This is a genomic window from Cellulophaga sp. BC115SP (genome assembly GCF_009905545.1).
GTDB lineage: Bacteria > Bacteroidota > Bacteroidia > Cytophagales > Spirosomataceae > Flectobacillus > Flectobacillus rivi.
In genome coordinates this window covers 171,051-191,044 of sequence record NZ_JAAALB010000006.1, presented here as the reverse complement: position 1 = coordinate 191,044, position 19,994 = coordinate 171,051, and the positions used below count along the sequence as shown (strand labels likewise).

15 protein-coding genes are annotated in these 19,994 nt (G+C 37.2%); 14 read left to right on the top strand and 1 reads right to left on the bottom strand.

Translation table 11 applies throughout. The annotated features are described in order from the left end of the window. Positions 1-252 precede the first annotated feature (252 nt). The 11 genes from priA to GVN22_RS07185 all read left to right on the top strand — a co-directional run bounded on the left by priA (position 253) and on the right by GVN22_RS07185 (position 13,172). The gene (priA, locus tag GVN22_RS07235) at positions 253-2,757 is read left to right on the top strand and encodes a primosomal protein N' (RefSeq protein ID WP_166550370.1); all 2,505 of its coding nucleotides are present in this window, start codon (positions 253-255) and stop codon (positions 2,755-2,757) included. A gap of 153 nt (positions 2,758-2,910) precedes the next feature. After that, positions 2,911-3,744: a DUF1295 domain-containing protein gene (locus tag GVN22_RS07230; RefSeq protein ID WP_205690808.1), complete on the top strand. Its 834-nt coding sequence runs from the start codon at positions 2,911-2,913 to the stop codon at positions 3,742-3,744. A gap of 108 nt (positions 3,745-3,852) precedes the next feature. Next, positions 3,853-4,359, top strand: a complete 507-nt coding sequence (locus GVN22_RS07225) for a DUF2004 domain-containing protein (RefSeq protein ID WP_166550369.1) — start codon at positions 3,853-3,855, stop codon at positions 4,357-4,359. A 144-nt stretch (positions 4,360-4,503) separates the two neighbouring features. Beyond that, complete coding sequence (locus GVN22_RS07220) at positions 4,504-4,809, top strand: hypothetical protein (protein WP_166550368.1); 306 nt, start codon at positions 4,504-4,506, stop codon at positions 4,807-4,809. 205 nt (positions 4,810-5,014) lie between these two features. After that, positions 5,015-5,542: a DinB family protein gene (locus tag GVN22_RS07215; RefSeq protein WP_166550367.1), complete on the top strand. Its 528-nt coding sequence runs from the start codon at positions 5,015-5,017 to the stop codon at positions 5,540-5,542. Positions 5,543-5,626: 84 nt separating this feature from the next. After that, positions 5,627-6,928 carry a hypothetical protein gene (locus GVN22_RS07210; protein ID WP_166550366.1) on the top strand — a complete coding sequence of 434 codons (1,302 nt, stop codon included), beginning with the start codon at positions 5,627-5,629 and terminating at the stop codon, positions 6,926-6,928. Positions 6,929-6,952: 24 nt separating this feature from the next. Then, a complete protein-coding gene (locus GVN22_RS07205) occupies positions 6,953-7,711 on the top strand; it encodes an alpha/beta fold hydrolase (RefSeq protein ID WP_166550365.1) in 759 nt (252 codons plus the stop codon). Between the two features lie 267 nt (positions 7,712-7,978). Next, the gene (locus GVN22_RS07200; protein WP_166550364.1) at positions 7,979-8,464 is read left to right on the top strand and encodes a hypothetical protein; all 486 of its coding nucleotides are present in this window, start codon (positions 7,979-7,981) and stop codon (positions 8,462-8,464) included. A gap of 191 nt (positions 8,465-8,655) precedes the next feature. After that, complete coding sequence (locus GVN22_RS07195) at positions 8,656-9,417, top strand: DUF4262 domain-containing protein (protein ID WP_166550363.1); 762 nt, start codon at positions 8,656-8,658, stop codon at positions 9,415-9,417. Between the two features lie 199 nt (positions 9,418-9,616). Further along, the gene (locus tag GVN22_RS07190) at positions 9,617-10,972 is read left to right on the top strand and encodes a M24 family metallopeptidase (protein WP_166550362.1); all 1,356 of its coding nucleotides are present in this window, start codon (positions 9,617-9,619) and stop codon (positions 10,970-10,972) included. A gap of 253 nt (positions 10,973-11,225) precedes the next feature. Beyond that, entirely contained in the window at positions 11,226-13,172 is a 1,947-nt protein-coding gene (locus tag GVN22_RS07185) for an ATP-binding protein (protein WP_166550361.1), read from the top strand. Here GVN22_RS07185 and GVN22_RS07180 read toward each other — a convergent pair. Further along, positions 13,169-13,789 (bottom strand): hypothetical protein, encoded by a 621-nt coding sequence (locus tag GVN22_RS07180; RefSeq protein WP_166550360.1) that lies wholly within the window; start codon positions 13,787-13,789, stop codon positions 13,169-13,171. The genes GVN22_RS07185 and GVN22_RS07180 overlap by 4 nt on opposite strands. Before the next feature lie 205 nt (positions 13,790-13,994). Here GVN22_RS07180 and GVN22_RS07175 point away from each other — a divergent pair, with 205 nt between their 5' ends. From GVN22_RS07175 to GVN22_RS07165, 3 genes are all read left to right on the top strand, one after another. After that, positions 13,995-15,968, top strand: coding sequence for a DUF3857 domain-containing protein (locus GVN22_RS07175; RefSeq protein ID WP_166550359.1), 1,974 nt, complete (start codon positions 13,995-13,997; stop codon positions 15,966-15,968). A 74-nt stretch (positions 15,969-16,042) separates the two neighbouring features. Continuing rightward, positions 16,043-18,013: a DUF3857 domain-containing protein gene (locus GVN22_RS07170; protein WP_166550358.1), complete on the top strand. Its 1,971-nt coding sequence runs from the start codon at positions 16,043-16,045 to the stop codon at positions 18,011-18,013. Between the two features lie 12 nt (positions 18,014-18,025). Then, positions 18,026-19,990, top strand: coding sequence for a transglutaminase domain-containing protein (locus tag GVN22_RS07165; protein WP_166550357.1), 1,965 nt, complete (start codon positions 18,026-18,028; stop codon positions 19,988-19,990). The last annotated feature ends 4 nt before the right edge of the window (positions 19,991-19,994 follow it).

The following is a 19,994-nucleotide window of genomic DNA, read 5'->3' as shown; positions in this document are numbered from 1 at the left end:
TCTTTTTTATCATTGATATTTGATTTATTAGACGCAAAGCATCCTCTGTGCCTGACCCCTTTGAACCTAAAATCAAAAAATCCTCCCCTAAACCCTCAACCCTATCCCCTAAAACCACTTTGTGCCTTTTTGCCTAATCCCTGTCCCCTCATTGCCTAACCCCTATCCCCTCTAAAAAACAAATCTACAGCAAAAGCATAGTTTAAGAAAGTCGGCGAGCCGACCAAAATGATTTTTACTGTAAATTGCATTATGTTATTGCAAGAAAACACCCTAGATTTCCAAGAGGAAAACACCGTCTTCGCCGATGTAATCGTGCCTGTAGCGGTGCCAAATTTGTTTACATACCGAGTCCCTCGTGATTTTGCCCAGCATATTCGGGTAGGAGCAAGGGTAATTGTGCAATTTGGAAAATCTAAAGTAGTAACTGCTGTTATTGCTCGTTTACATCATCAGCCACCCCAAAAATATCAAGCCAAATATATTCTTGAATTATTGGACGATGCACCTCTGGTCACGCCACAACAGATAGAGCTATTTCAGTGGATTGCAGATTATTATATGTGTCACGTGGGCGAGGTGCTCAATGTGGCGTTACCGTCTGGACTCAAAATCTCCAGCTTGTCGAAAGTACAATTTAATCCAGAATTTGACCGCCCAGAACTTTTGACAGAGCGTGAGGGGGTAATTATAGAAGAACTCAAAAAACATCAGTCGCTTACCTACGACGAACTTGCCCGTTTTGCCGATGTCAAAAATGTGTATCACCTTATTAAGGCTTTGGTACAAAAGCAAGCCATTATTGTTTTTGAGGAAGTCAAAGAAAAATATACGCCCAAAATCATTCGAAAAGTACGTCTCAACCACTTTTATGAGGAGGCTGGATATTTGACAGCCTTGTTGGGTGAGCTTGAAAAAACGCCCAAACAGTTAGAAGTGATTTTGCAATACTTGCGTTATGTACCCGTATTGCGCACTCCAGCACTCAATGCCAAAGGCTTAGAAAAAAGTACGCTAACCAAAGCCGAAATTTCGGATAGTTCTTTGAATACTTTATTGAAAAATGGTATTCTCGAACAATTTGATGTAATCGTAAGTCGATTTGAGGAAGATGTTGACTTTGTGGAAGCTCCAACGCCTGAATTGTCTGAAGCACAAAAGCGAGCAATGGCAGAAATCATGCAATCTTTCGAAGAAAAAGATACCGTTTTATTGCATGGAATTACGGGTAGTGGCAAAACAGAGGTATATATCAACCTCATAGAGCAAGTATTGGCAGGTGGTTCGCAAGTCCTTTATCTATTGCCTGAAATTGCCCTAACGACACAGATTGTAGTTCGCTTGCGCAAGGTGTTTGGGGATAAAATGGGGATATACCACTCTAAATTTTCAGATAATGAGCGAGTAGAAGTTTGGAAAGGAGTTATTTCTGGCAAATTCCAGTTTGTAATTGGCGTACGTTCTGCGGTGTTTTTGCCTTTCGATAACTTAGGACTCATTATCGTTGATGAAGAGCATGAAACATCTTATAAGCAATTTGACCCTGCGCCACGTTATCATGCTCGTGATGTAGCGGTGGTGATAGCGCATAAGCAAAAAGCCAAAGTATTGCTAGGCTCAGCTACGCCTGCCATCGAGACGTATTACAATGCCTTGACAGGTCGCTATGGTTTGGTAACGATGAAACAACGTTTTGGCAATGCCCAGCTACCCGATATTCGATTAATTGATGTGAAGTATGCTCGTAAAAATAAGGAGGTCAAGGGTGATTTTTCAAACATGATGTTGGATGCCATTCGACTGAATTTTGAGCAAAAAGAACAAACGATTTTGTTTCAAAACCGTCGTGGGTATTCACCTTATATACAGTGTGATGACTGTGATACAATAGTGTCTTGTCCAAATTGCGACGTAAGCTTGACGTATCATTATCGTGAACAAGAGTTGCGTTGCCATTATTGTGGTTATCATGAGTCGATGCACCGCACTTGTCAGGCTTGTGGTTCGGTCAAATTGCGAACGAGAGGTTATGGTACTGAAAAAATCGAAGAAGAATTACAGTTACTTTTCCCCGAAGCCAAAATCGCTCGTATGGACTTAGATACGACACGTACCAAAACGGCTTTTCAAACTTTGATTAATGAAGTAGAAAAAGGAGCAGTCGATATATTGGTTGGTACACAGATGGTATCGAAAGGATTGGATTTTGAAAAAGTGAGTTTAGTCTGCATTTTTGATGCCGACAAAATGATTAATTTCCCAGACTTTAGGGCTACAGAAAAAGCTTTTCAGATGCTGACCCAAGTAGCAGGTAGAGCAGGTCGCAGGTCGATTCGAGGAAATGTATTAATACAAACGAACAATACTAAACAGCCGATTTTGCAGCAAATCATTGAAAGTGATTATGAGGGAATGTATTCGCAGGAAATAGCAGAGCGCGAAGCCTTTCGTTATCCGCCTTTTACTAGATTGATTAAGATTATTGTGAAACATACCGAAGATGCAACGGCCGACAAAGCTGCCAAGGATTTAGGGGCTAAACTCGTAGAAAAACTCAGTGCAGCAAGGGTTTTAGGTCCAGAAAGACCGCTTGTAGAACGAGTTCGTAATCAGTTTATTTATGAAATTATGATTAAACTCGAAAAGAACTTACCTCTCAAAGCAGTGAAAAATTATATCTCTGAACAAATCGAAGCAATCTCGGTTGGAAAAGAATATAAGGGTAGCAGTATTATCATCGATGTGGATTGTGGATAGGCATTGCGCTTTTGGTTATCAGCTTTCAGGAAAGATACACAGTCAATGATGAATCTTTCCTGAACCTTCCAACAGATAAAATCCAAATAAGATATAAAGTTCGTATATCGCTAGGTGGATACCTGCTACTTAAACTTTGCTTCCTATATCATTATGAAAAATATCTTATTGCTTGTGATGGCTATTTCTTTGTTGGGCGGAATGGTCGTATTATCTTACTTTTTTACACCCTTGGCTTGGGGTGCAGGACTTCTATGGCTTTGTCTTACGTTACTTTGGCTTTGGAGTTTACGCATCAAAGACTCTAGCATCATAGATTCATTTTGGGGAATGGGTTTTGTGATTTTGGCATGGCTCTGGTACGGACTTTTACCCGATTCCAATCCACGGGCGCTAGTGTTATGCGTATTAGTCTCGATTTGGGGAATACGGTTGTCGACACATATAGCAGTCCGTAATCATGGAAAAGGAGAGGACTATCGCTATCAAGCTTTCCGCGAAGCACATGGAGATAAATATTGGTGGCGATCATATTTTAGGGTATATCTATTACAAGGCATATTGCTTTGGTTGATTTCGTTACCCCTCTTTTTTACCCAACATACACCTTTTACAGGCTGGACATGGGTCGATGCGTTGGGGGGCATCGTTTGGTTGGCAGGCTTTGTATTCGAAGCCCTTGGCGACTGGCAATTAGCTCAATTCAAAGCTAACCCACAAAACAAAGGCAAAGTATTTGATAGTGGTTTGTGGCAATACACACGCCATCCCAATTATTTTGGCGATGCCGTATTATGGTGGGGATATTTTGGTTTTGCTGTCGCAGCAGGAGCAGGCTGGACGGTCTTAAGCCCTCTATTAATGACTTTTCTCTTGATGAAAGTTTCAGGCGTAGCTCTACTCGAAGAAAGACTCGTAGAAACCAAACCCCAATACCTAGACTATATGAGTCAAACTCCAGCGTTTTTTCCTAAGTTTTGGAGATAGAGTTGTAAAATAAGGAAGGTGGGTGGGATATGGAAACTTTCAAAATCTCTAATTTTACATTCTAGTACTATCACTATATTTATAAAAACAAAAATAATTCTCGCTTTAATGAAGACTTTTGATTTAACCTATTTTGGAGTAATAAATATTACTCAATTGGAAAAGGACTATAGAACTAAGACAATCTATAGTAATAAGGCTCTAAACTTAGATATAAACTTTGAAAATGAAAGTATAGATGAAGAACAAGCGCTAGAAATAAATCATATACTAAATAATATTTCTGCAATTGATGAGGAAAATAGAAAACAGATTAATAAAGATTTTAAGAAAAAAGGAGAAACCCGTGATTATATAACTTTTTATTTAGAAGAGCTTTTTGAAGAAGAGTTACAAGAGATTATTGATTATAATGACAAATCTATTTCAAAAGAAAAACAATTACTAAATAAACTTATATTGATCAGAGTTGGATTATATCCAGATAATGCTTCTATAGGTTACTCTGTAGTTTTTGATTACTCGATTGAAATTGAAGGGGAGCCCTGTAATCAATTATTGGTAGTTAAGACTGATATAAAAGGAAAACTCGACCATATTACTTGGGAAAGTTAATCTTTATTTATACTCTGTAAACTATCTTTTTACCGTTTCAATTTCAGTGTTCCAAACTATCTCTTTCACTTGTCATTTCGTTTGACTTAGTCATACACTATGGAGATTTGAGAATTTTAACTTTACAGAAACATCTAATACACCATGCACCTTGAAGACTTCATAAAATTTGTTGATAAAACAATTGATGAGCTAATTCTTTATGCACAAATGCATGCTGGAAGGGACTATACAGACTATGAATTAGAGTTTTTGTGGCAAATATATGGTTCAAAAATAGTTAATGGTAAAGAAAATATCGTGTATGAAATAACGGATCAAGTTTTTATATCTCCTGATAAAATCTATCCCTGCGTAAATTTGATTATTGAACAACTTACTCCAGAAAAACGACTAAGAATTCTCGGACGTAGAGCTGGGTATGAGCCTAGAGAGTTTGGAATCGGATAGAGTGACAGACCTGGGCCTTTTATTTATGGTTTAGGGAAAGGAATTTTGACAGGACTTGTAGATTTCAATACTCCAGCATTTAGAAAGACATTGATAGATATGGGGCTTTTATTTGATAAACAAGCTTAAGAGGATGTAAGTCTTGAAATGCTGTTCAATTCAATGTAGAAATAGTCTACGTTTCAATTATCTAAAACACCTTCTCATGTACAAAACCCTCCAACAAATACTATGGAATCAGTTTGGTGCAAGCATTGATATGCTCATCAATGTTGTGTCAAGCTGTCCTGATGATTTTTTTACTACTCATAGACGTTTTTACTATATTGCTTTTCATAGTGCCATATTTCTGGATTACTATTCAACTATTCCTCCGAGTGATTTTTCTCCTATGCTTTCTTTTACTCAAAAGGATGAACAAGATAGACCAGAAGAGTCAATCGGGGATTTTATTCCTGACCGAGATTACAGTAAACAAGAAATCGTAAAATACCTTGAACATAGCAGAGAGAAGTGCAAACAGCTTGTGGAAGGTTTGACAGAGGAAGAATTACAGGAGAGATTCAAAGAAGGCGACGAGCCTGAGGATATGGATTATCCGATGTTGGAAATCATACTTTATAATCTCCGACATACCCAGCACCATACTGCACAACTCAATATGCTTTTACGCCAACATCTTGATATTCATACAGAATGGTCTTTTAGAGTAGGGGATATTCATAAAGCATGAATAACCTTAGGTGAAGGAGATTACAATTTTTAACTTAGCGTATATGATTGCCGAATGCTTAATAAACCAAAAACTCCTCAAACTATGAAAAGAAAATGTTGGCTCTACTTATGTTCTCTTCTTTTTGCCACAACCATTCATGCTCAAACTGTTTTTCATACGAAAGATATCGACAATTTTTTCCAAGCATTTGATAGTGTACAAACTACAACAGACCAAGAAAAGCAAATTGCTTTCGTGCAACAATTATACTTGGATAGAGGAAGTTTGGGTGTCAAATATGCCATTACTCATTCGGTTGATGGTGGCAAAATTGCTACAGCAAAACACTGGGTGGATTTAATGACGCAAAGCAAGGAAAACATTATCAGAATACGCCCTTATCTAAATAATCTTCCTTCTCAAATGAGAATCTTAGAACCTAAATTCAAGTACTTCAAAGAGCAGTATCCTGATTTTGTAGAAGGAAATGTATATTTTGTATTTGGGTTGGGTATGTTTGGAGGACGCCCTGAAGGAAATAATTTGTTTATTGGTTCTGAAGTAGTTGCGAGTGAAAAACCAGATTGGGCCGTAAGTATTGTACTGCATGAATATGTTCATACACTGCAAAAAAAATCAAACAATGCCCTTTTAGCGCATTGTTTGAATGAAGGGGCTTGTGATTTTATAGCAGAAGTGATTAATCAAAAAAACTTACGAGATTCTTATCCCAATGGGTATATTGATTTTGGTTATCAGCATGAAAAAGCTGTTTGGAAGGAGTTTAAAAAGTTTATTGCTTCTAATGAAAAAGGTAAGTTTTTTGATTGGCTTTGCGGTACCAAAGGGAGAAATATCAATGGTCTTCAAATGAAAGATTTAGGGTATTTTATGGGATACAAAATTTGTAAATCCTATTATGACCGTTCGACAGACAAAAAGCAAGCTATCAAGGATATTATTGAAATGGATGTTAGTACAGATGAAAAAGCTCGAGCTTTCTTACTTAAGTCTGGGTATGTTCCTAAAAGCGATTTAAAGTTGATTCAAAATATGTCGTTTACGAAAGTTATCGAGCATAAAAAAGGAGTCAAGTTAATCCAATATGGTTATAAGCTAGAAAAGAGTCAAGTTGTATTTACCTTCGAATTGCCTAAAAATATCGACAAATCTCAAGTGCAATACATCACAATAGCAGGAACATTTAATGGCTGGAATCCCCAAAATTTGGACTATAAAATGACGAATATTGCAAATAATATTTATCAGTTTTCACTACCGCTGTCTAAGCTGAAAGAAAAGAATCACGAGTTTAAGTTTGTGATTAATGGCGATAACTGGCAGTCAGTTCCTGAAAATGCTAAAAATACTCAGAATGGAAACTTAACCTTGGAGATACCCTAAACGCCATCATAACCCCACAACCTAATGAATCAATTGCTTTTTGTTCTCATCATAAGCTTTTTTACAGATTTGAGTAAACCTATTGCTTTTAAGTCAGAAAGCAACTTTAGCCCTGATACACTGAAATGGTATGACCAAGCTCGAAAACGAGAAATCCCTATTGCTATTTACCAATCCAAAACTGTTAAGAAAACTCCTAAGCAAAGACTGGTAATTTTTAGTCATGGTTATGGACAAAACAGAGGAGGAGATTACCTGATGTATTCTTACTTGACAGAGTTCTTGGCTTCAAAAGGATTCTTTGTCGTTAGTATTCAGCACGAGCTTGCTACAGATAGTTTGATACCCTCGACAGGTAAGCCTCAAATCGTGCGACGACCTTTTTGGGAACGTGGTGCCGACAATATTCTGTTTGTGATTAATGAACTTCAAAAGACGCATCCTGAACTAGATTATCATCAAATTACCTTGATCGGGCATTCTAATGGGGGAGATATGACGGCTTTGTTCCCGCAAAAATATCCTAATATAGTGCATAAGATTATAACCTTAGACAATAGAAGAATGGCATTGCCAAGAACGGCTAAGCCCCAAGTATATTCCCTACGATCGAGCGACCAACCAGCAGACGAAGGAGTTTTGCCGACGGAAGAAGAAAGAAAAAAGATTGGTGCCAGAATAATCACCTTAGCCAACACCAAACATAATGATATGGATGATGATGCCACAGATGAGCAACGCAAAGAGATTCAAAACTATTTAGTATCGTTTTTAAATGACTGAAAGTAATTTGTATGGCTATGAATAGAACCTCATAGAGAAGAGTAATCAGCGATTTTCTATGAGGCTAATTCAGCCAATTTACTTCATCATAAATATATTTTTTGTTGTATCAACAGACATATTCCGTATAATAGTTTTCCAGTATTTGATAGGATAATTATCAGTTTTTAAACCCTATTGTTCTATATTTGGATTAAGTAAAATGCATTGTATTTTAAGATTATAAAAAATTTAATCAACACTTATCAAAACTTAAACACAATACCTATGAAAAACCTATTATTAATCATCCTCTCTTCTTTTTTTGTGGCTTGTAGCACTATCGATGATGTACCGCTTTGTTATAATATTTCAGCTAATGTAGACTTTTCGGTAATTAATGCCCAAAATGAGGATTTACTAAATCCATCCAATCCCAACCGTTTGCCAGTCTCAGGCATTAAAATCCTCTTCGTTGTCAATGGGAAAAGCCAAGAAGTAAGTAATCCAATGGCAGATAATCCTTCAGGGTTTAGAATCTATAAACGTGATGATGAAGCTAGATATAGAATTGGCGTTAGTCTCAATCATGCAGAAACGGTAGAAAAACCAATCACCTATATTCAATGGAGTAATGCTGATATAGATACTCTAGAGGCTTCCTTTGAGAGAAATCCATGTGGCATAGCACAGCAAGTGATTTGGCTCAATGGCAAAAAAGTTTGGGAAGCTCGCAGCAGCACCTCAAGTCCCTATTTTGTGAAACAGATGTAAGTAGGTGGCAAAATTAAACCAATTTTACCTGCTTTAAGCTTTATGTCATAGGTTAAAAGTTAAAAAGTGCTTCTTATGAAATAATGGAGACATTTAGCATAATGCCTATGGCTTATAGCCCAAAGCTTAGTAATTCAATCTTATCTTACATTATTGCTTGATTCTAAATTAATGCTTAGGTTGCTTTTAAAATGAAAAACGAACATAACTGTATCAATAAAAACGACTTACTGGAACGAACCAAGCAAGATATTGTGCAATTTGGACTTCAGGTAATATCGGTTACCTCAACCGACTATTCACCTTCTTTTTCTTACAGTATTGGCTTGACTCAAACGTACCAACATCCAGAAATTATTTGTTTTGGATTGTCTAGCAGTTTAGGTCATGAAATAATCAATGACATCGCGTCTATGATTAAAAATGGAACAATATTCGAAGACGGAAAGATTTATACAGACATTTTTCAAGACAGTAAAGCTACTTTTTTAACTGTTGACCAAAGTAATTTGGAATACTACTTTGGTGCAGGGCTAAACTACTATCAAGGTGAGACGTTTACTGCTTTAGAGCTTATTTGGACTGACCGAAACGACTTATTCCCTTGGGAGGAAAATTTTGAAGAGGAGTTTTTGTACAAACAGCCTTTACTCGACAGAAACGTAGAATTCAAATTTAATGAACCTCACAATTTGAGCATTTTTACGACTCGTCAATGGCTCGAAGAACATAAACCGATTTTAAGGGTGGTACATGATCATGATGGAGATTGGCAGTTTTTGACGGGTGACCAAATGCCCGAAGACATACGGGTGGTAGCTCTTTCTGAGATAGTCCGCAGTGACCAGACCTTAAATGAGATTTTTGACCTAGAATACGGCGAAGAAGCCGAAAGAGCATCCGTTGGTGAAGAATGGGAAAGAAATTTACTAGAAGAGTATGAGGAGGAATAAAGATTTTCTTTAGGTTGTTCGTAAATATCCTTTTACTGAATTTCCACAAAATTCAGTAAAAGTAGCCTTATTCAAATAATTACATCGTCCAACATAGCTCTCCTATTTTCAAAACTCATGATTCTGGTTTAGATTTAGGGAAAATTCACACTATCAACAAATTGTGGTGTTTTTCACCCTCACTTACTTCAAAACTATCATGAGAAAAATTGTCCTATTACTGGCAATACTGCTTGGTATTGCTCCTGCCTTTTCCCAAGAAGTTCCTAAAATTTTACCGCTGAAAGAACGTGCTGTATTACAGGATGAATTGCTTGATGAACGTTTCAAAAGCGTATTGCCTAATCTGATGCGCAAAAATGGAATCGATATGTGGGTCATCATTGCCAGAGAATATAACGAAGATCCTGTTATCAAAACCATGTTGCCATCCACTTGGCTCAATGCTCGTCGCCGTACAATTTTGGTTATTTATGACAAAGGCGAATCACAAGGCCTTGAGGCTTTGGCTGTGGCTCGCTATAATGTGGGTACCATCTTTAAATCGGCTTGGCAACCCGAAAAAGAAGCGAATCAATGGAAGCGCCTGATTCAAATCATCGAAGAAAGAAAGCCTAAGAAAATCGCATTGGACGTGTCAGAGCAATATGCACATGCCGATGGTTTGAGCCATTCGGAACATGAAGCTTTGATGAGCAATATGCCTGCTGAATACAAAAATAAAGTCACTTCTGCCGAACGCCTCTGTGTAGGCTGGCTCGAAACTCGTACGCCACGTGAAATTGCGTTGTATGAGATGTTAGACAGAATCACTCATCAAATCATTGCAGAGGCATTTTCTGAAAAAGTCATTATTCCTGGCGTTACTACTACCGACGATGTGGTGTGGTATTTGCGTGAGCGAGTGGCAGACTTGAAGCTTGATACATGGTTTCACCCAACGGTAGACATTCAACGCCCCGACCCAGACAAAGTCAACTGGCCGTATGACCGTCGCCCCGACGTGGAGGTGATTATGCCGGGTGATTTATTGCATTGTGATTTTGGGATTACGTATTTGCGTCTTAATACCGATGTTCAAGAAATGGCGTATGTGTTGCGTCCAGACGAAAAACAAGTACCCGATTATTTGAATAAAGCGTTTTCAGCTGGCAATAGACTACAGGATATCATGACTGGCTTTTTTAAGGTGGGAATGACAGGGAACCAAATCTTGGCATTATCCTTACGCAAAGCCGAACAAGATGGTGTGGTTGCTCAGATTTATTCGCACCCAGTAGGGTATCATGGACACGCAGCTGGTCCTGCCATTGGTATGTGGGATATGCAAGGTGGTGTGCCTGGTACGGGAGAGTACTCCATTAATGAGAATACAGCCTATGCTGTCGAACTAAATGCCAAGGTAAAAATCCCTGAATGGGGCAATAAAGAGGTACGTGTAATGTTAGAAGAGCAGGGACTTTTTATCAATGGAAAAGTACACTATATCGATGGACGACAGAAAACTCTGCTGACCATTCCGAGGAGGCAAAAAGTAGAACATTTAGGGCAGTAATGTATAAGAAATAGGGCTTAGAAATAATTTTTTAAGCCCTATTTTATGATAAAAAATGAATCTTATTAAAAGGCGTTCGTATTCTATTTTATTTTTAATGTTTTATTTTGTTCATATAATTGGTTTATTCTTCGTTAAAAAAGGTGAAAAAATAAAAATGAAGAATTTTGACTGCTTAATAATGCTTGTGTTTTCGGAAAAACTCTGTAACTTACTTTTGATTCCGAGTTTACAATACTCTAAGTACTAACTGATGTTTTTACGATTAATACTGATAACCGTCTTTCTAAATCCATACTTAATTTTTTCACAACAAAAAAAGCTAGATAGCTTACTTTTGGTGTGGAAAAGGGATTCTGTTCGTATTACTCAAGCACCAGATTCAAATGCTGTTAAATTACTAAATTCGATAGGCTATGAATACATGCAAAGTGCATCAGCAAATACGATAAAACTCTCAAATACTGCTTTTATTCTTGCTGAAAAAATCAAATATGATAAAGGGCAAACAACGGCTCTTGCCAATCTTGCTCGATATTATTATGTCAAATGTGATTATGAACTTTCGTTAAGATATCTTCTAAAATCTTCAGCCATCAGTGACTACATTCATGATTTGGATGGTAAAGCTAGTATGACTAATCTTCTGGCGCTTATTTATCTTGCTCAAAAGAAATATATTCCAGCAAAAAAAGAACTATACACCGCCATTAGTCTGAATAAAAAGCTCAATAACACCCAACGGTTAGCAGCAAACTACTTCAATCTAGCTCTGGCGAGTAAAGATCTCAAGCAATCAGATAGTACTTATTACTATATTCAGTTATCCAAAAAACTTGCTATCAAAAATAATGATGAGCATCTTATTGCGATGAGTAACAATCGTTTAGGAGAGTTCTATTGTTCGAAAGGTCGTTCAGAGGAAGCTGTTTTTTATTATACGTCTGTCATTAAGAATCCAAAGTATCAGAATGATTGGGAGAATAGCTTTGCCTACACAGGTTTAGCCAAATGTTTATATTCAAAAAAGAAGTACAACGATGCCGTTTCGTATGCCCATAAAGGTTTAGAACTTGCCCAAAAAACCAATACGCTTTGGGATATCCACATGGCGCTTAAGGTACTTCATGAAGCTTATCACGCTGCAGGAAAAGATGCATTAGCCTACAGATATCAAACGTTAGAAAAACAGTATAGTGATAGTCTTTCTAACGAAAAAACAGAAATAGAGTTAACGAGCTTATCCCTCAAGCGTAAGCAGGCCGAAAATGATGCTCTGATGCGTAGAAATCAGGTAGTACAGCAAAAGGCCGCTAATAGCCAAATGCTGATGATATTAATCGCTTCGGTTTCGGCATCTTTATTTATTATTTTAGGATTAAATATTTGGAATACGCGTAAAAAACAGCGCTTGTATGATGATATTCAGGAAAAATCTGAACAGATTTTAGCCCAAAGCCACTTGATTGAAAAACAGAATGCAGAGCTTTTGGAGTCAAATAGAACAAAAAATAAGCTTTTTTCGATTATAGGTCATGATTTGCGCTCGCCTTTTGCTACCATTTTAGCAAGTTTTAGAATGTTTAAAACAGGTTATTTGGGTGAAGCTGAAAAGGAAATGATTTTAGATAAAATCTATGAACAGGTAAGTGCCACCTCCGAAATGATAGACCATTTGCTGACTTGGGCTAATAGTCAAAAAGAAGGTCTAAAAACCCAAAAGCAAGAGTTCTGTTTGAGTCAAAAAATGGAACAGATTATAGAGGTGTTTAGTAATACTGCCGAAAACAAACAAATCTCGCTTACACACGAGTATACTGAGCCTGTATATATCTATGCCGACCCAGACCAAGTACATATCCTTTTTCAGAATCTTGTAGCCAATGCCATCAAATTTACCAAGCCTCAAGGAAAGGTAGAAATACTATATCAAAAAAACTCAACCCATTTGTTTGTAATTGTGAAAGATAATGGGATTGGAATGTCACCAGAAAAACTCTCACAATTATTTACGATGACAGGTAAAGGGATATCAACGTATGGAACCAAATATGAAAAGGGGCTAGGGATAGGTTTAAGTCTTGTCAAACAGTTTGCTGATCTTAATGATGCTAGTATTTCGGTAAAAAGTGAGGAAAATATCGGTACAGAATTTATCGTATCATTTAATATTCCTATGCCAACAGAGGAAATAGTTTAATTCAACACTTCTTTCAGGTATAATAATTGCTCCTGTAAAAAGCTTCGTTTTTCTTCAAAAAACACCTTCCATTCCATTTTTTCAAAGATTTGTATAGCCGTAAAAAGACTATTCAGTGCTTTTGTGTCATATTCGGGATTGCTGAAATACACAAAAGTTCCATCCAAAAACGTTTGACACGATACTCGGTCTTCTGCTTCCCAATATGTCTGCCAACGCTCGACTTCGAGTAAGTGTTGAAGGGCTGATTTAAGCTGTTTTTCAATTGGTAGAAAATCTTCGAAATACTTTATGATTTCCTCAAATGGTGTATTCACATGAGTAAACTGTAAGGCACCATATATTTGTTGAACTAACTCATAATTTTGCTCATGTAGCTGTTGGGTTTCTAGGAGTAATGATAATGCTGCTTCATATTGTTGTCCTTGCCCCTGCGCCGTGGCACGTTGAAAACTAAGCGCCGAAACCCTTTGTTCATGTTCAAATAAGGTTTTTGTACCAGTTTCTAAGGCTTTTTGTAGCTCTTCGAGGAGGTTATTTATCTCCGATTGTGTTACTCTTTTATTGTCATATTCAATAAAATCTGGTAGCTCTGGCGACACAATCAGTATAAACACTCCAGAAGCGTTTAAATATTAAACGTTAGGGTGTTTTTTAATCTGTAAAAAATCTAAAAAAAAGTATATAAAATAAGCAAAAATATTTTTGATAAATAGCGCTAAAAGCCTCTTAATCAGAAATAGTAAATATTTCTATATAAATTGTTGCTGAAGTTTTTTATTTTCTCTAAAATTGAAATAATAAACTAACTTTTCATACAAAATGAATTATTTTTCTGCACTTAAGTTTAAGGTATTGCTAATTGCTTTAATCTTCAGTTTTAACGGCCTTTTGGCTCAGAAATCACCGATCAAATTTGGTGATATTCCCACATCAGACCTCGAAGCCAAAGTTTACTCGATTGATTCTTCTGCCTCTGCAGTGATTCTTTGTGACTATGCAACCTTGACTTATGCCTACTATTCTTCTGGTCTAAAGACCATGTTTACCCACCATCGTCGAATCAAGATTTTAAAAAAATCTGGTTATGATTGGGCTACCTTCGAGACAATAACACGAGGGGGAAATCAAGAATCTATTTCAGGAATCAAAGGGGCAACGTACCGTTTGGTGGGTGGTAAAGTTCAGGTTGACAAATTGGAAAAAACAGCCATTTTTGAGAACAAATCTGACAAAAACTTTACTTCCCACAAGTTTACACTACCCAATGTTCAGGAAGGTAGCGTAGTTGAGTTTACGTATCAAATCCAATCCAACTATGATACCGAAATTCCTACGTGGCGTTTTCAGCATTCGATTCCTACGCTTTGGAGCGAGTATTGGGTAAATGCTCCTAATTTCTATATGTTTAGATTACATACGCAAGGGTATGAGCCTTTCGTCATTTCCAAACAAGAGCAATCGAGCCTCATGCTTGAAGGTTCAAGTTATGCAAGTACGGAATATCATTTAGCCGTAAAAGATGCCCCTGCTATCAAAGAAGAGCCTTACACAACTACCATAGAGGACTTTACTGCTAAAATACAGTTCGAAATCGCGGCGTATGTACCACCTAATGGCATTAGTAAAAACTTTTCATTGACTTGGGAAAATTTGGATGCAGCATTATTGGGCTATGACTCGTTTGGTAAACTTGCCAAACCTGATGGCGCCGTCAGAGATATTGTACCTTTCCTAAAACGGACAGATTCAGATACTTTGGCGCATTTAAACAAAGTGCTTGATTACGTTCAAAAAGCAGTACTCTGGAATGGGGATGCAAGTATGTATGGCTCTAATACTCGTAAAAAGGTATTGGAAAGTAAGCTAGGAAACTCCGCAGACTTAAATCTTTTGCTAGTAGCTATTTTGAAAGAACTCAAATATGAAGCCCAACCCCTGATTTTGAGTACCCGTAATCATGGTATGGTCAATGAGACACAGGTGTTAGAAAAGCGCTTTAACTATGTGGTAGCTGGCGTTTTGATGCCTAATCAGCAATGGTTGTTATTAGATGCCACCGACCCTATGTGTAAAGCAGGTAGCGTGCCATTTCGTTGTCTTAATCAACAAGGAAGAATCGTAGCTTCGGGTACTGGAGAATGGGTTGAAATTACCCCGAAAGAAAAATATACTGCCGCTCAAAGCGTATTGGTCACCGTAAAAGCCAATGGCGATGCTGAGATAAAGGGAGATTTACTTTTTCAAGGGTATGCAGCTATGGCTATGCGTAAAGTCTATCAGAAGGAAGGTGAAAAAGCTTTAGGTGAATACCTGAAAAAGGAATATCCCAACCTTCAAATCAAATCCTTTAAAGTGACAGGTCAGAGCAAATATGAAGATGCTTTTACTATTTCTATTGATGCCGAAGTGTCAGAAGCTGTCAATATCCTTGGCGAGCGTATGTATATCAAACCTAGCTTTGGCTTAATCGATACCGAAAATCCTTTTCATAATAAAGACCGCAAATTTCCTGTCAACTTTGGGTATTTGCAGGACGACCTTTCTACCATTATGATCAATCTTCCTGAAGGGTATGTGGTAGAAGAATTGCCCAAATCTGTAAAAGCTGTTACGCCCGACAAAATGGTCAATTATACATATCAAATATTTGCCAATGGGAGCCAGATTGCTTTTATGAACAAGCTATTTGTTAAGAAAACGTATTTCTATGCGGAGGAATATCATGATTTGAGACAAGTCTTTGATTTGATAGAACAACGTAACCTCCAACAGATTGTGTTGAAGAAGAAGTAATGAAATTATATAGCCTACCTTCTACGCGTTGTGGAAGGTAGGTGTTTGAATCTGACCGAGAACACTATGTAGTTATGAAAAAATTGCTTTTGCTGATTATATTACTCTTCCAAATAAATGTAATAAAAGCTCAGTCCTTTACGCATCTTCCTCCGTTTCGTCCTGTTACACTTGCGGATCTACAAAGTAATAAGTATGATAAAGATTCGAGTGCAGAGGCTTACTATATGCAAAACTTCGGACATACTTGGGTGTACGATGAGCTCGATCACTATGAAATTGCCTACCAAGTTTTTGTACGAATCAAAATATTAAAACCTAGTGCTTTCAAATTAGCTACCTACGAGCGATTTTTTGCTAAAGAAAATCGTCAACTGATCGATAGAATCAAGGATATCAAGGGTAAAACTTATAATCTGGTTGGTGGTCAAATCGAAGAAATAGAGCTTACAAGCAAAGATATTTTCAAGAGTAAAATTGATTCAGAAACTGAAAAGTTAAGCTTTGTCCTCCCAAAAGTACAAGTAGGCTCTATCATCGAGTACTCTTATGTCGTCCATTCTCCGATTCCTTTTAATCCTGAAGACTGGTTATTTCAGAAGGATCTTCCTACTGAGGTTAGTGAGTATTTTTTTGAATATCCCAAAAACTTTTCTTACCGAGCTATCGAACAAGCTACCGAAGGAAAATTTGACGTAGATACTTGTATTGTGAGCAAAAGAATGGTCTCTTGTCACTGGATTATGCATGATATTCCAGCTATAAGAAAAGAAGAGTTTGCCGCATCTACAGACGATTATGTACGTAAACTTCATTTTGAACTCATTGAATATATTATGCCTGGTATGTCAGAGCCTAAGAAATTAGCCTTCGATTGGCCAAGTTTTGATAACTATTTGTTGAGGTCAAAGCTTTTTGGAAAAAGTATAGTTTCAGTAGAGGCTGCTCAACCAATCCTCAATCAGTTCCTTGCAAAAAAGCTGGATACTTTAGCTTTAGCGAAGGAAGTTTATCATTACATCCGTGATAACTTTAGGCACTTGCCAGGTTATGAGCTAATACCCGATAACACAATTACAAGGGTGTTTGACCAAAAAGCTGGAACAGGAACAGAATTGAATTTACTGTTGATTTCCCTATTGAGACAAGTCGGTATCGACGCCTATCCACTCATCATCAACACGCGAGGCAATGGCCGTCCTTGGAAAGAATTTCCAGCCTTCAAGCGATTTGATTATACCTTGGTATATGCACAAATTCAAGGGAAATCGATATTTTTAGATGCATCAAATCGATTTTTGAAATGGGAGATGTTACCACAATATTGCATGGTAAGCGAAGGGCGATTAATCAAGCAAGATGACTGTAGATGGATACCCATCAAAAGCCCTGCAAAGGCTGTAACTTTAGTAAATGTTCAGGTAAATTTTGCGCAAAATACAGGTGAAATAGATACAGAAATTGACTATTCGGGCAACGATTACCAATCTGCTATATTTAGAATAGAATACCTGCTTTTAGGAAAAGAAAAATACATTGAAGCACTCAAAAAAAGGGCTGATGTGATAGAGAAACCCGTTGTTTCTTTGAGTGGGTTGGATTCGACTAATACAGAATCCCAAGCCTCAATCAGATTGAAGGGAATAATTTCGGAGGCATATCATGAATCAGATAAATTTCTTTATCTCAAAGCCTTACCTGTTGAAGGAATAAAGGAACATCCTCTGCCCAATCCATTGAGAAATTTTCCTGTAGATTTTACTTATCCTCAAGAAAAAATCATCACTTGTAGAATAAACATACCCGATAATTACAAAATCATTGAATTGCCAAAATCGGTACGTGCTTCGTTGCCTAACGATGGAGGTCGTTTTGTATTTACAGTACAAGCACAAAATGAAGGCAAAACGATAATTGTTTCAAGCCAATTGCAGTTTAAAAAGGCTATTTACGAAGTCGAGGCGTATCAGAGTATCCGTCAAATTTTTGATCTTGTATTGGGGAAGCATCGTGAACAAATCGTTCTCCAAAAACAACCCAAATAAACCTTAACACTAATGAAAAAAGTAACTATTTTACTACTAATGCTTTCGATGGCTTTTATGGCCAATGCCCAACGAGAACTACCCACCTTTCCTGATGTAAAAGTAGAGGATTTGAAGAAAAAAGAATATGCCAAGGATTCTTCTGCCGAAGCTTATATCATGATGAATTATGGAAATGGATGGGTTTATAAAAACTCAGAAGGAGGATATGAAATCGCCTATCAATACTTTACCAGAATCAAAGTCTTGAAAAAAAGTGCTTTCGAACGTGCCACAAAAACACTCTTCCTCTACAAAGATGATAACCAACAAAATATAGAGACAATCGAAAACGTAAAAGGTAGAACCTACAATTTTGCAAATGATGGAATAACAATTGAAGAGCTCGATCCCAAGGATATATTTAAAGGAAAATATGATAAATCTTATGATAAAGTAAGCTTCACTTTACCCAAAGTAAAAGAAGGTTCCATCATTGAATATTCTTATGTTGTTCGGTCGCCGTATCCTTTCAAACCTAAAGATTGGTATTTTCAGTATAATATTCCTTGTGAGCGAAGTGAATATACCTTTAGCTCTCCAACCAATTTAGCCTATCGTATTTTGATGCAGGCTTGTGAAGGCAAACTTTCATTTGATAAATGCGCAACAGCCGACGAGTATCGCACTTGCCAATGGTTGATGTTGAATGTTCCTGCCCTGAATCGTGAAAAGTATGTTGCCAACTTAGATGATTATACGCGAAAAATCCACTTTGAGCTAGCTGAATACATTGTAGATGGTATGAGTAAGCCTAAAAACCTTTCGATGGATTGGCCTGCTTTTGACAAGCAATTATTGATTGACGAGGATTTGGGAGGAAGAATAAGCAAAATATCTGCTTTTGAGGCTACTGCTCAAAGTCTCAAAAGTCAAAAAACAGATACGCTTGAATTGGCAAAAGAAGTTTATAAATATGTGCAAAGTAATTTTACTTGGGACGGTAATAAATATCTATTTACCAAAAACCCATTGAAGGAGGTATTCAACCGTAAAACAGGCTCAGGTACTGAGCTGAATTTATTGCTTATTTCGCTACTTCGTCAGGTCGGAATAGAGGCCAATCCTGTAGTAATCAGCACCCGTGAGCACGGTCGGATATGGAAAGATTACCCTATGATTACTAGATTCAATTATACTTTAGCTCATGTCAATATCAAAGGAAAGGATGTCTTGTTAGATGTAACTGATAAAAATCTTCGCTGGGGATTATTACCAAGTTTTTGTATGGTGGGCGAAGGTCGTTTATTAATTAGTAATAAATCTCAATGGCTTCCTATTCGTACACCTGAGAAAAGTGGAGAGATGATTAATATGGAATTTACGTTCGGGGAAAAAGAATCAGAACTTGAGAGCCAAATTACTTATGCTGGGGTAGGGTATCAAGCCATTGACTATCGTACCGAATATAATGCATTAGGTAAAGAAAAGTTTGCAGAAAAGTTTCGTAAAAAACTTTCTACTATCGATAAAGCTTTGGTAGAATTTGAGGGCTTTTCCAATACAGATACGGATGTTCAACCTGTAATAGCCGTGACAGGGAAAAACCCAGAGGGATATAGTGTTACAAATGGTAAAATCTATCTTAAAACAATCCCTTATGATGGCACAACCGAACACCCTTTTGTTAGTACCGAAAGAGCTTTTCCAATAGATTTTACCTATCCTACCGAAGAGACTATTACTTGTAAATATACTATTCCTGATAATTATGCAGTCGTAGAACTGCCTAAGGCTATTAGAGTTACATTGCCTGAGGATGGTGGTAGATTTAATTTTACGGTGGCACAATATCAAGGCGGAAAAGTGATTATCGTAACCAGTCAAATACAACTCAAAAAATCTATTTATAGTGTGGACGAATATCAGGCCATTCGTACTGTTTATGACCATATTGTGGCCAAACACAATGAAATGATTGTTCTTCAAAAAAAATAATACT

Bases quoted from the DNA above. Each gene is read 5' to 3' on its own strand.
- priA (WP_166550370.1), top strand. From the start codon at position 253: ATGTTATTGCAAGAAAACACCCTAGATTTCCAAGAGGAAAACACCGTC.
- GVN22_RS07230 (WP_205690808.1), top strand. From the start codon at position 2,911: ATGAAAAATATCTTATTGCTTGTGATGGCTATTTCTTTGTTGGGCGGA.
- GVN22_RS07225 (WP_166550369.1), top strand. From the start codon at position 3,853: ATGAAGACTTTTGATTTAACCTATTTTGGAGTAATAAATATTACTCAA.
- GVN22_RS07220 (WP_166550368.1), top strand. From the start codon at position 4,504: ATGCACCTTGAAGACTTCATAAAATTTGTTGATAAAACAATTGATGAG.
- GVN22_RS07215 (WP_166550367.1), top strand. From the start codon at position 5,015: ATGTACAAAACCCTCCAACAAATACTATGGAATCAGTTTGGTGCAAGC.
- GVN22_RS07210 (WP_166550366.1), top strand. From the start codon at position 5,627: ATGAAAAGAAAATGTTGGCTCTACTTATGTTCTCTTCTTTTTGCCACA.
- GVN22_RS07205 (WP_166550365.1), top strand. From the start codon at position 6,953: ATGAATCAATTGCTTTTTGTTCTCATCATAAGCTTTTTTACAGATTTG.
- GVN22_RS07200 (WP_166550364.1), top strand. From the start codon at position 7,979: ATGAAAAACCTATTATTAATCATCCTCTCTTCTTTTTTTGTGGCTTGT.
- GVN22_RS07195 (WP_166550363.1), top strand. From the start codon at position 8,656: ATGAAAAACGAACATAACTGTATCAATAAAAACGACTTACTGGAACGA.
- GVN22_RS07190 (WP_166550362.1), top strand. From the start codon at position 9,617: ATGAGAAAAATTGTCCTATTACTGGCAATACTGCTTGGTATTGCTCCT.
- GVN22_RS07185 (WP_166550361.1), top strand. From the start codon at position 11,226: ATGTTTTTACGATTAATACTGATAACCGTCTTTCTAAATCCATACTTA.
- GVN22_RS07175 (WP_166550359.1), top strand. From the start codon at position 13,995: ATGAATTATTTTTCTGCACTTAAGTTTAAGGTATTGCTAATTGCTTTA.
- GVN22_RS07170 (WP_166550358.1), top strand. From the start codon at position 16,043: ATGAAAAAATTGCTTTTGCTGATTATATTACTCTTCCAAATAAATGTA.
- GVN22_RS07165 (WP_166550357.1), top strand. From the start codon at position 18,026: ATGAAAAAAGTAACTATTTTACTACTAATGCTTTCGATGGCTTTTATG.